The organism is Shewanella sp. SW32 (assembly GCF_025653365.1).
Classification (GTDB): Bacteria; Pseudomonadota; Gammaproteobacteria; order Enterobacterales; family Shewanellaceae; genus Shewanella; species Shewanella oncorhynchi.
The window spans coordinates 42,487-55,209 of record NZ_JAKKSJ010000006.1 but is presented as its reverse complement, the minus strand read 5'-3'; the positions used below and the strand labels follow the sequence as shown (position 1 = coordinate 55,209).

At 47.0% G+C, this 12,723-nt stretch carries 11 protein-coding genes; 6 read left to right on the top strand and 5 right to left on the bottom strand.

Features of this window, described 5'->3' with window-relative positions:
• Nucleotides 1–121: 121 nt before the first annotated feature.
• The 3 genes from L5M28_RS04785 (at nt 122) to L5M28_RS04775 (ending at nt 3,623) form a co-directional block, all read left to right on the top strand.
• Nucleotides 122–958, top strand: a complete 837-nt coding sequence (locus L5M28_RS04785; RefSeq protein ID WP_131523458.1) for a mechanosensitive ion channel family protein — start codon at nt 122–124, stop codon at nt 956–958.
• A gap of 118 nt (nt 959–1,076) precedes the next feature.
• A complete protein-coding gene (locus tag L5M28_RS04780) occupies nt 1,077–2,615 on the top strand; it encodes a tetratricopeptide repeat protein (protein ID WP_219250688.1) in 1,539 nt (512 codons plus the stop codon).
• Nucleotides 2,616–2,846: 231 nt separating this feature from the next.
• Nucleotides 2,847–3,623, top strand: a complete 777-nt coding sequence (locus L5M28_RS04775) for a substrate-binding periplasmic protein (protein ID WP_263202649.1) — start codon at nt 2,847–2,849, stop codon at nt 3,621–3,623.
• Nucleotides 3,624–3,656: 33 nt separating this feature from the next.
• Here the strand turns inward: L5M28_RS04775 and L5M28_RS04770 are convergent, their stop codons facing one another.
• A complete protein-coding gene (locus L5M28_RS04770) occupies nt 3,657–4,496 on the bottom strand; it encodes a LysR family transcriptional regulator (protein WP_263202647.1) in 840 nt (279 codons plus the stop codon).
• A gap of 191 nt (nt 4,497–4,687) precedes the next feature.
• Here L5M28_RS04770 and L5M28_RS04765 point away from each other — a divergent pair, with 191 nt between their 5' ends.
• The gene (locus L5M28_RS04765) at nt 4,688–5,419 is read left to right on the top strand and encodes an SDR family oxidoreductase (RefSeq protein WP_263202645.1); all 732 of its coding nucleotides are present in this window, start codon (nt 4,688–4,690) and stop codon (nt 5,417–5,419) included.
• Between the two features lie 279 nt (nt 5,420–5,698).
• Entirely contained in the window at nt 5,699–6,859 is a 1,161-nt protein-coding gene (locus tag L5M28_RS04760) for a putative sulfate/molybdate transporter (RefSeq protein WP_219250690.1), read from the top strand.
• Nucleotides 6,860–6,963: 104 nt separating this feature from the next.
• Here L5M28_RS04760 and L5M28_RS04755 read toward each other — a convergent pair whose 3' ends face one another.
• From L5M28_RS04755 to L5M28_RS04745, 3 genes are read right to left on the bottom strand one after another with little or no spacing between them, the layout of a single operon-like run.
• Nucleotides 6,964–7,956, bottom strand: a complete 993-nt coding sequence (locus L5M28_RS04755; RefSeq protein WP_219250691.1) for a polysaccharide deacetylase family protein — start codon at nt 7,954–7,956, stop codon at nt 6,964–6,966.
• Entirely contained in the window at nt 7,953–8,591 is a 639-nt protein-coding gene (locus L5M28_RS04750) for an ester cyclase (protein ID WP_219250692.1), read from the bottom strand. The genes L5M28_RS04755 and L5M28_RS04750 overlap by 4 nt, the downstream gene beginning before the upstream one ends.
• Complete coding sequence (locus L5M28_RS04745) at nt 8,591–9,727, bottom strand: alkene reductase (protein ID WP_263196589.1); 1,137 nt, start codon at nt 9,725–9,727, stop codon at nt 8,591–8,593. Before L5M28_RS04745 ends, L5M28_RS04750 begins: the two co-directional genes overlap by 1 nt.
• A 111-nt stretch (nt 9,728–9,838) precedes the next feature.
• Between L5M28_RS04745 and L5M28_RS04740 the strand changes: the two genes are divergently transcribed.
• Entirely contained in the window at nt 9,839–10,750 is a 912-nt protein-coding gene (locus L5M28_RS04740) for a LysR family transcriptional regulator (RefSeq protein WP_263196590.1), read from the top strand.
• A 7-nt stretch (nt 10,751–10,757) separates the two neighbouring features.
• On the opposite strand, the gene L5M28_RS04735 is transcribed toward L5M28_RS04740, so the two are convergent.
• Entirely contained in the window at nt 10,758–12,569 is a 1,812-nt protein-coding gene (locus L5M28_RS04735; RefSeq protein ID WP_219250694.1) for a PhnD/SsuA/transferrin family substrate-binding protein, read from the bottom strand.
• Nucleotides 12,570–12,723: the final 154 nt, after the last annotated feature.

Below are 12,723 nucleotides of genomic sequence, written 5' to 3'. Positions count from 1 at the left end.
CCTATCGACTCATTAAATCAACCACGATTACATGATACGCTTCACACATGAAGGGCGAAAAGTATTTGGTGAAATTTCTACGCTATAATCGCACAGTTAATTTTATTACAAGGATATCATAATGATAACACCTGGACTCGATCAAGAATTGCAGCAACTACAAGGCGTTTATCAACTCATCACCGAGTTTTTAGTCACCTACAGCTTTCAACTCGTAGGTGCTTTGCTGATCTTTTTGTTAGGTTTATGGGTAGCCAGTAAAGTATCACGCTTAGTCGCTAAGCAATTCGACAAACACAATATCGATATCACCCTAAGCAATTTTGTCAGCAATCTTATCCGCATTCTGATCATCGTCATGGTTGGGATTATCGCCCTCGGCAAAATCGGCATCAGTATTACCCCTATGGTTGCGGCAATTGGTGCCGCCTCCCTCGGTGCAGGTTTAGCCTTACAAGGTATGCTAGCGAACTATGCCGCAGGCGTGACTATTATCGTCACCCGCCCTTTTGTGGTAGGCAATACTATTGAAATTAAAGGGGAAAGCGGCGTTGTTAAACGTATCCACTTAGGCATGACCATACTCACCAATGAGGAAGGCGAGCAAATCAGCATTCCTAATAAGCATATCGTCGGCGAAATCCTGCACAACTCCTTCAGCAATAAGCTAGTCGAAACCCAGTTCAATCTCAGTTACAACACAGATCCCGAACGAGCCATTAGTGTGATTACTGAGTTATTGAGCAATAATCCCTATGTTTATCAAGAGACCACACCTAATATTGGCATCAATGGTTTTAATGCTAATGGAATTGAAATGGGGGTTCGTTACTGGGTGCCCACACAAAGCTATTTTCAACATAAATATAAGGTGAACCTCGCTCTTTATAACGCCCTTAAGCAGGCAGGAATCGAGATTGCCTGCCCCATTAGGGAGATCCATCTGCAAGATAAATAACGCTAATGCCCATGGGATTGGTAGGCTTAGTCGATCAGCCTAGCCCAAATTGTAAACTTGCATTCTTGTAAAAATTTACGTTTACTATACTCCCAAATATCGATAGTGATGGACTACTATGTTGTTGATACTCATAATTATTGCTTTTATTGTACTGTTTATTTTTTTCGCTAAATATCAAAAAAAACAAGTGCAAGCTAAAGCACTTGCCGCAGGTGATCCTACTGCGCTACTCAATCATGGCTTAACACTGATTAACCAAGGCGAAGTCAACTCTGGCCTAGATTATATTCAGCAGGCAGTCGATAAAGGCTTAGCCGTTGCCGCCATTGCTATGGCCGAACTTTATTCCGGTCGATTCCCACAAGTTCCCGCCGATCCCAAGGCATCTAACGATTGGTATAAAAAAGCCGCCGAAATAGAGCCTCAATTTTTACCCATGCTCACACTACCTAATTTGCTCTCTTCTGAGTCGCAAACACTCGATGAGTTAATCGCACAGGCAGAACAGCTCAAACCTAATGCCGAAGCGGGGCAAGCCGAGTTTCAATATGAGCTTGCTTACTTGTATCTAAGCCAGCCCTTTCTCGATCCCGATGCTAGCCAAGCAATTTACTGGTTCGAAAAAGCCGCCGCACAAGAAGACCAAAGAGCCTATTACCATTTAGCCACACTCTACTGGCATGATGAACGCGTTACTTCGGACTATTCCAAAGCACGGGAATACTTTGAGAAATCCGCCGCCGCTGGTGATGAATTAGCAAAAGATGATCTAGGACATATGCTTGCTGCTGGCCAAGGTGGACCTAAAGATTTAGCGCGTGCAGAGGCATTACTTAGCGAGCGCGCCGCAGACGATGATTTCCGCCAGTATTATCTTGGTAAACGTTTCCTCTACGGTGAAGATTTGGCTGTCGACTATGACAAGGCGCGCCATTGGTTAAGCCAATCTGTCGCTAGAGGTAATGACTTCGCTAAGATTGAATTTGCTCATCTTTTACTGAAAGCGCCACAAAATGAGAGTGATTACCAACAGGCTAAAATTGACTTTGAAGAATTCGCACTTAAGTGGAATGAAGACGCACTGCTAGGCTTAGGCAAGATTTATGAGCAAGGTTTAGGCGTGAGTCGCCAACCGATTAAAGCGTTAATGTATTACCAGCTCGCGGCCATGAGCAATAGAGCCGATCATCTAAAAGAATTAGCCAGATTCAGTCAGCAACTAGGTACCTTAGAGATAAGAGAGGCTGAGCGTCTACGTGACAGTTTCTTGCATCAGCATCCAATCCCCGCTGAGCAACAACAATATTTTTATTTCTATAAGGCTGAATCATTTTTAAGTGGTGAAAAACCCACTCAAGAGGCTCTACAAGCGGCAGAAGCTTGGTACGTCAAATCGGCAGAGCTAGGTCATGAAATTGCTATGCGGGAACTGGTCAATATTTACGGCGCAGAACAATTAAATAAACCTATACAAATGTTTATTTGGTCTAGTTTATTGCTACGTCATTTTGGTAAATACGGGATGAATAGCGCTCAACGACTCCATCAAAACACCGCAAAATCATGTTTAACCGAATCCGAACTTGCCTACGCCGAAACTCAAATTGAGGCTATTGAAACCCAATTAACGCCCTATCTTGAGTCGGATAGGTAAGTTTCCTAGCAGCGAATGAGCCCCAGAAAAGGTTTGGTCAGATTTAACAGGCCAAACCGTTTGGTTATAAAATAGAGTGAATTTATAATTACTTAAAAAGCACAGTGGATGTATAAGCACTACAATCAATTATTGACCAAACCTGCGCAGCTAAACGACTCAAAAATAAAACATAGTCAGGTTAACTGCCCAGCCCTAAATTAAAACTGACCATTTTAATAGGCAAGATGTATGAGGCTGATACTGATCATTGTCATTTCATGCTTATTTCTGCCCCAAGCAAGGGCAGAAACCTCTGCCGTTGTCTGGCAAGCACACTGCCGCGATAGGCATCCTGTTATTTATGTCGAAAATGGTGAGTGCAAAGGCCCAGGTGCAGCTGTCATCAATGAAGTCATCGCCCGCCTAGGTCACAAGATAAATTGGAGTAATGTGCCTTGGGCACGCACAATTAAAGTGGCAGAAATGGGACAAGTCGACCTAATCCCCGTCCATTCGATGAAGCCAGAGCGCAACGATTTTCTAGACCCTATGCTACTGGGATACGACAAGCGCTACGTCTATTACTTTGCCCTTGCGAATAGACAACTTGAAGTCAAACATTTCGATGAACTAAAACCTCATATCATTGGCGCACTTAGAGGCGCTTTTTACTGTCCGCAGTTCAATGACAATCAAAACCAACTAAAAGTGTCTTTTGTTAATGATAACGGTCAGTTAATCAATATGTTGAAGGCTGGACGTATCGATTTAGCCATCACCTCCGAACAACATGAAATGCAATTCTTTGCTAAAGATCCCCAGCTTAAGCAGATGGCATACGTAGATATCAGCAAAAATGGCCGCTATTTCAGTATTCCGCTCATGTCGCCGCGGCATCAATATGCCAAGCAAGTTCACCAGATAGTCGACGACATGCGCACCTCAGGTGAAATTACTCAACTATTTAAATCCTACGGCGTCGAGCCTCCACTTAATCTCACTGAATCGCCCTTAGCGACTCACTAATCTGAATGCTGATAACCCAAAACTAACTTGGAATTAATTCGATCGAGCGGCTAAATGCCGTAACAAGGTCGCCAATGTTGGCGCAACTGCCTGATGGGAGGGATAACACAAACCAATACGACGGAACATTCTCGGACCATCAAATTTCACTTGCTTGAGCCTAGGCTCATCTTCAATCAAACCATCGGGTAAAAAACTCACGCCAAATCCGGCTAACACTAGCGACATCACTAGAGATTTTGACTCAGCCTTAGCGACCAAATTAAGCGACATATTGCTGCACGCCAATAAACCTATCGTTTGCTGATGAGCTTCACAGGGTGGGCACTCAATAAAGTCAAAGCCATTGAGCTGCTCGGGACGTAGGCTATCTACTTGGGCGAGGGTATTATCCTTGGGGACGCAGAGCACATAATCCTCCTCCCACAGCGGAAAAAATACTTCATCTTCATGGCGCAAGCTGTCGATGCTTAAACGGCAATCTGCAGGGCTTTGATAGTCCACCAGCTCCAGATCTAGCTTATCAATGGCTTGATTCACCTGTTGTAAAAATCCAGCCAAACGCCGCTGGCTTAAGTCTGGCATCACAGCCAAACGTAGCTTTTGCCGGCTTGCCTTCGCCATAAACAAGCCTGGTAACTTACTCGCCTCCTCGACTAATTTAACCGCCAAAGGGTATAGATAGTGCGCGCTGTCCAAAGGTTTAACGCCTTTTTTGCTGCGCTCAAATAACTGACCACCAAGCTCTTCTTCGAGTTGCTTTAACCCAGCAGACAGTGAAGGCTGGCTCACAAAGCAACGGTTAGCCGCCGAGGTAATATTGTTCTCTTCAAAAATTGCGATAAAGAAACGCAGCAAACGCAAATCGACCATTTAATCTTCTCCGACAACCGACGAGTTCAGCACAAATTTCAACAATAGTGCCATAGGCTGAGCCTATCATATCCAACTGGAATAAGTATTTTTCGACTGAAAATCCCCAGACTATACTGGTTAACAAGTTCAAGACGCCGAACAACAGTTTGTTTACGGCTTACATTGGCTCCAATTAATAGGAAATACTAATGAATCAAGTTACTAAATCACTGGTTGTCATCACAGGCGCTTCATCGGGTATTGGCGCCGCTATGGCCAAAAGCTTTAGCGCTGCAGGCCACCCGCTGCTATTACTGGCACGCCGAGTTGAAGCAATGCAAGCGCTTGAATTACCAAACAGCCTTTCTATCAGCGTCGATGTCACCGACGGCGCAGCTATTAAAGCAGCCATAACCCAAGCAGAAGCGCAATTTGGCCCGGTCGGCTGTCTTATCAATAACGCGGGAATCATGCTACTAGGCCAAATCGATGTGCAAGATCCCAATGAATGGAGCCGCATGCTCAATATCAATGTGATGGGCGTGCTTAATGGTATTCATGCGGTATTAGCCGACATGAAAGCTCGCAAAACTGGCACTATCATTAATGTCAGCTCAGTGGCGGGGCGTAAAACCTTTCCAAACCACGCCGCTTACTGCGCCACTAAATTTGCCGTGCACGCCTTAACAGAAAACATTCGTGAAGAAGTCGCCATGGATGACGTACGCCTTATCACTATCGCCCCAGGCGCGGTAGAAACCGAATTGTTAAGCCATACCACCAGCGATGACATTAAAGCGGGTTACCATGACTGGAAAGAAGAAATGGGCGGCGTTATCGCCCCTGAAAACGTCGCCGCTGCTGCGCTGTTTGCATGGCAACAACCGCAAAATGTGTGCGTACGCGAAATCGTTCTAGCACCAACGCGCCAGCAACCTTAACACGCAACATTACACAATAAAGAATATCAACCACGGCACTGACCGCCAGTGTTGCGGTTGAATCATGACTCACAAATGAGCTTGAGTTAACAATTAACCCAATGCAGCCGCAATAGACACAGGTACAGACAATTAGACTCAGCCATTCTTCGGCCTTGCCCCAGTTTGTCTCATTGAGTGACTCAATACGGTAGTTTGACTCTGTTTACCCCCCAAATCATCTGATTTTTATGGCATTTATTTTGCGTAGTCATAGCGTGTTCAATTACGGCAATCAGTATGACCTCGGGCAAAATTTCCCAAACAGTATCCAATCCTTCATTCAACCGTTTACTCGGTGAAACCAGTGGCGCTTTTGCCGACTTAGGCACTTTTTTACCTTTAGTACTAGGGCTAATTGCCCTCAATCAATTTTCGCCCCAAGGGATATTTTTGGGGTTTGGTCTATTCGCTATTCTCAGCGCGCTGTTTTACCGTCGCCCGATTCCGGTACAACCGATGAAAGTCATCGCTGCACTGGTGATCGCTCAGGGCTTAACCCCAGGCATGTTGCAGGCAAGCGCCATGTTGATGGGCATTATCCTGTTAATTCTCGCCTTTAGCGGCGCCATCACTTGGTTAGCCAAACAGTTATCCCAAGCTGTGAGTGTTGGTATTCAACTCGCCATAGGTCTGCAACTGATGTGGATGGGCACTAAGATGATGAGTGAATTTTGGCTGGTTGGCGTGGGGGCATTTGTACTGTTATTTATCAGTAAATTTTTGCCGCTGCGTTACCTTGCCATGCCCTTAGTCATAGCAGCGGGGATGATTTGGCAAGCAAGTACACAAACTAGTTTAGCCACTAACTTTGATATTCAAGCAATGACAGCGCCATTTCAATTAGCGTGGCCGACATCAGTTGAATGGACCTCTGCCGCCGTTTTGTTGGTTTTGCCACAACTGGCATTAACCTTAACCAATGCGGTCATTGCCACGTCTGTAATGGCACAGGAGAAATTCCCTGAAGATGCCGCCAAACTCACGCCCAAAAACTTCGCCATTAGCTCTGGTCTTGCCAACTTATTGCTCGCGCCCTTTGGTGCCTCGGCCATGTGCCACGGTGCGGGCGGACTCGCGGTGCAATACCATTTTGGCGCCCGCACTTATCTGGCGCCGTTAATTTTTGGCAGTACGTGCTTAATGATAGCCCTATGCTGGGGTAGTCATATCGCTTGGCTATTAAGCCTTATTCCTATGGCAATCCTCGGCAGTTTACTGACCACTGCGGGGCTACAATTAGCATGGTCGAAACGCTTAATCGATGGTAAGCCCTTCTGTATCTTTGTGATTTTATCAACCGCTGTGACTTGCCTCGCTATCAACGCCGCTGCGGGACTTGCCGTGGGGATAATTCTGGAGCAAGGTCGCCGCACTTGGGCCATGCTGGCCATGCGTTAATCACTTCCGACTTGCTGTAATAAGGGTTCCCAAAAACAAAAAGCGCGTTATACAACGCGCTTTTTGTTAACCATTCAAACCTCTTCTAACAAAGCTACAGCAGGCTAAAATGTTCTTGCAGGATTGGTCGGTGTGTCCTTTTGCGCCAGCGCCCATTTAGCAATGGCATCTTTACGCATAAAGCCTACGTTAGTGTGACCTTTAGCGTACTGAATAAACTTATCTAAAGCGGTCACAAGTCCAGGAGCGCCACCAATACGGTCGTGCACACTGATCGACATCATCCGTCGCTGCGTCGAACCTTCTTGATAGAGCATATCGAACTCATCCTTTAGTTCCTGCAAAAAGGCCGTGGCCGTCATGGCAGTGTTGCCACCAAAACGTCCGATATCATTGTTCCGTAAAGTGTAAGGCACAACCGCAAAGGGCTTATTTCCTACAGGGATAATTGAAGGCTCGTCCCGCGATAGGTCATCGATATGATAAATAAAACCTAAGTCCTGCAAAATATTGAGGGTTTGAGTACTATGGCGCATCCAAAAGGCATTAAAACCTAAGGGGCGCTGACCTGTGATCCTTTGCAGCGTCTCAATACCCGCCACATAGGAGACGCGTTCCTCTGCTGGCGACATGCTGTATTGTGGCGTCCACGTTTGTCCGTGGCCCGAAATCTCATGCCCCTCATCTGCAACTTGTTTGGCAAGTTGAGGATGTAGTTCAGCGGCGCGCCCAACCATGTGAGAAGTCACCTTGATATTGTGCTTACGCCACAAGCGCAGCAGCCTTGGAATGCCTTCGTTCATACCGTAATCGTACCAAGTCGGGGTGATGGTATCTGGATAGCCCTTTTCCATCGGCGGAAACGGCCCTTCGGCATTTTTATCTTGAGCACCTGCTTCAAACTGCATTGAGATTGAAATCACTAACTGCTCACCACTTGGCCAAAATATTTTGTTCATCCCACTGCCACCTGAACTTTTGGAGTCATTTTCTAAGGTATCTAATGATGGTAAACCAATAGCAAGCGCCGTTTGGCTTAGGCCGAACCCAGCAGCGATGGCGCCACCTGCCATTAAAAATCGTCGACGTTGATTCATGATTGAGTCCCTGCAGCTAATTGAGAAAATAGCGTTTGATAATCTTCGAGGTGCCAGTTATCTGTGATGAAACCATCCCGTACTCGATACATGTCAACAGCACGAAAATCGATTTTCTGCCCTTGGCCTTTTTGCTCACCAAAGACACCAGTAAAGCGGCCATTAAAACGCAGACGTACCACTGCACGATCGCCAACGACTAGCAAATGCTCAACTGAAACAGAGAGATCGGGGACCGCTGCCCTAAATGCCTTTGAGGCTTCGAGTGGACCCGTGATTCCCTGTGCGCGGCCAGCGGGCAGAGTACGGTCGATAAAACCAGTCGCCAATGCGCCGTGGGCAAAACTTGCATCGCCCGTGTGCCAAAAACTGGCATATAACAAAGCGGCGCGGGCGATAGCTTGTGCCTGCGGTGATTCATCAGAAATCGTTTCCATTGCCGCCACTTTTGGCACTAACGCCGCTCGCACTTTAGCACTATCCTGTGTTGTTGCCCCTTGAGCGGCTAACGCATCCATGCTCAGACTTGCTAAGCTAAAACCCACAATAGCGATACCTATAAAGCCTGAAAACCATAGACTTAAACTGAGCCAAGCGGGTAAGCGTTGAACATACAAAGTGTTAACCCGATCCATTATGCCACCTCATCGTCAGCGGATCGGATGACGGCTCTCAATGCTTCGTTGTGTGTAGGATAATCGGTATAACCCGCCGCACTACCGCCAAACAAGGGCCCTTTGTCGAATGCAGATAAAGGCAATTGATGCATTAAACGGTAAGGCAAATCAGGATTCGCAATAAAAGGTCGACCGAAGGCAACTAAGTCCGCATAACCGTTATCAATCACTTCATTGGCACGCGCCACATCATAGCGACCCGCAACAATAATGCTGCCCTTAAAGACTCTGCGCAGCTCGACTCTAAAGGACTCTGGCACCTGCGGTGCATCATCCCAATCCGCCTCAGAAAGATGTAAATATGCCACGCCCAATGCCGATAAATGCTTAGCCGCTAACAGAATAGTGTCTACAATTTCAGGACACGCCATATCTTTAAACGTCACGTAAGGGGCGAGGCGAACCCCAACTTTATTGGCACCAATTTTCGCACTCACGGCTTGGACAATTTCGAGTAAAAAACGAATGCGATTTTCCTGAGAACCGCCGTAGGCATCAGTTCTGTGGTTTGAATTGGTGCGTAAAAACTGGTCAATCAGATAACCATTGCCGCCGTGAATTTCGATGCCATCAAAACCCGCCGCAACCGCATTCACACCCGCCTGTGCAAAATCGGCCACAACGCGGTCGATATCCGCTTGCACCATAGCCCTAGGTTCTGGGCAATCCACCATTTGCCCTTCAGGATGCGCTTCATCCACAATCCATACTTTAGTGCCAACGGGCGCAATAGCTGATGGCGCAATAGGGGCATTACCTTGCTGAAAAATCGGGTGCGATACACGGCCAACATGCCAAATTTGATTGAAGATTTTACCACCCGCCTGATGCACTGCCGCAGTGACTTTTTTCCAGCCCTCAATTTGCTCAGCGGTATACACGCCCGGCGTAAATGAATAGCCTTGACTGTCATCGGAGATTTGTGTCGCTTCTGTGATGATTAACCCCGCCGAGGCGCGCTGGGCATAATATTGCGCCATCAGATCATTAGGAATATTGCCTGGCTGCGTAGTACGCGCCCGAGTCATAGGGGCCATCACAATGCGATTGTTTAATGCCAGTGACGCTAATTTGTAAGACATGAATAGACTCATACACACTCCGAACCAGAAATTAAGATGAAACATCAGTGGTGCAATTGTGCATTAGTTAATCTATATTGATAATCAGGCTATTATTAAAATCATTTTCAAAAATAATTTGATATGTATCATTTAAACGATCTGCAATTAGCGCTGCGTATCGCAGCCTTAGAGAGTCTCTCGGCAGCCAGTAAAGAAATAGGCATGACGCCGGCAGCGGCAAGTGCCGCGCTGCAAAGATTAGAGAAAAAGCTAGGATGTCAGCTATTTGCTCGCTCGACGCGGCGCTTACAGCTCACAGAAGAAGGGCGGATCTTTCTCGATTCGGCGAAACCCGCACTGGCGATTCTCGAAACTGCCAGCGCCAATTTAGCAGAACACAGGGGTGAGCTTAAGGGCGAAGTACGCCTCGCGTTACCTTCGGATATTGGTCGCAGCCAGATCCGTGCTTGGCTCGATGAATTGATGGACAGCGCCCCAGAACTGACAGTGCAGCTGTATTTTGGCGATCATATGACAGACTTAATCGACCAAAATATCCATTTGGCTTTGCGCTATGGCCAACTTGACGACTCAAACCTTAAAAGGCGTCAGCTCGCCATGACCCCAAGGGTACTGGTCGCCTCACCCGCTTATCTGGCACAACACGGCACACCAAGCACGCTAAATGAACTGAGCCAACACGCAGTACTGATCTTAAATCGCGGCGGTGAGCCGTGGCAGAAATGGAAGTTAAGTCATAACGGCGCCTCCGTTGAAATCGAAGTCAGGGGCCAACGTTTCTGTAACGATGGCGCAGTGATCCGCGACTGGGCACTCTCAGGTCGTGGGATTGCCTATAAGAGTTGGCTCGATGTGGCGCAAGATGTGACCGAAGGCAGACTCCACTTAGTGCTAGCCGATAAAATAGCCCCGCCGATCCCACTGCAATTGGTATACCTACAAACCGATTATCCCAGCCATAAGATCCGTCGCACCATAGAGTTTTTAGTAGAAAAGCTCAGCCAGTTCTCCCAAAACTATCCACTGCCCTAATGGTAATTTATTCCTTGGGAAGCACGACTGTCACCACACAGCCCTGTTGCCAAGGGAGTAACGCTTGCGTGGATTGCTGACAGTTTTCGATTTGAATGCTGCCGTGATGGCGGGTGACCACATCCTTACAGATGGCTAAGCCAAGCCCTAATCCTGCATCTTTGGTTGAGGCAAAAGATGCCATCAACTCACTCGCCTGCCCCTGTAGCCCTTCGCCATTATCAATAACTAACACTTTGATTTCATTTGGATGATAATAGATATCGATCCATAATTGACGCACACGATTATCGCCGCAGGTTTCTAACGCATCTAAGCTATTTTTTACTAAATTGACCCACATTTGGCTTAAACCAACGCTATCGCCCATCAGTTCAAAGGGCTCACCCTGCACTCGCACATTCACTTGCACATTGGCGCGGTCTAGCTCGCGCCGCAACAGAGCTAAAGCTTCTTTCACCACTGGCACTATATCTAAAGGTTCGGCCTTGGCCTGACGCCGCTTGAGTAAACCGCGAATACGATGCACAACCGCTCCAGCGCGAATCGACTGCGCATTAATTTTACCGAGTACATCATAGAGTTCCGGATTATCTTGCCCAAGCCTTTCCAATTGCAGCATGGCACCTTCGCTGTATTGGGTAATCGCCGCTATGGGTTGATTGAGTTCGTGCGCAAGACCCGCGCCAATTTCCCCCAGAATTGCCGCACTTTGCAGCCGCTCAAGCTGCAATGCCTTGTCCTTTAATTGGCGCTCAGTGCTGACTAAAAACTCACTTTTCTGGCGAAACTTATATTCAAGCCACAGGTGATAAATGGTGGAAATAATGAAAATTAACAACAGTGCGCCACCCCATTCTTTATTTTTTGCCATCCATTTGTATACGGTTTGATAAAGTGGTGGTGATGCTCCCTGTAGTTGTAATTCTTTAAATAACTCAATCACTTTTAACTGGCTTACGGGCGCAGTCCAGCCCAAAGTATCGGCGGTAATTGCTGCAATATGATCGGCGGGTAAATCGAATAAGGCGCGGGTAATCGCCATAGTCAGCTTAGGAGAAACCGTATCCGCCGCAGCGAATGACCAGTTTGGGTATAACTGAGTGCTCACCTCGCAATCATATCCTGCAGGCGTTGCAGGATGGATAACCCGATAATCGCCCTGATTAACAAGACCCGTTGCGATCATTTCCTCTAAGGTACAAAAAGGCGCTATTGCGGCGTCGGCACTGCCATCTCTGACTTGATAGATAAGCGGTTCTAACGGGAACCCGAGGAAGCGCACTTGCCCAAAAAATTGTTCGGGTAAAAAACCCATTTTATGCAGTAACCCCATTGCCGCTTGATACCCCCCCAAAGCCTGCGGATCACTGGCGACCACATTGCGCCCGCGCAAATCCTGCAAGGTACGGATAGGGCTGTCGGCGCGGACAATAATGGTCGCACCTATGGTAAAAGTACTGCCTTGATGCTTACGACTCTTCATTGTCGCAAGCCAAGACAGCGGGAAGTTGTTACTTAAATGCAGATATTGCCCTGGGTTAGTGACGATAAACTGCAAATCATGTTCAAGTAACTGACTACGCATGCCATTAAAATCCACTGGCACGACTTCAAAATGACTATTAGGCACTTGCTCACTGAGGTAATCCATCATAGGTTGCCAACGCTGCTTAGCCTGTAACACACCATGGTTTGCCAGCACTCCGACTCTAAAATGGTTCACTTCTGTCGCTTCGTTGGCATAGGACGGATTAAGCCCAATGATACTCAGCAAGAATCCCATCAATATCGCTTTACACCAAGAGTCAATCGTCATCGCCTCTATTACCCACTCTTATATGCCATTGTCATGGAACGACTTTAGCTCGCAGCTAAAAATCAAGCTGTGAAATGCCGCCAAACTCTGGTTTATGCCCAGAGGGAATCGGCTAATTTAGTGATGTATCTCCCAAGACCTAGGCTTAAAATTG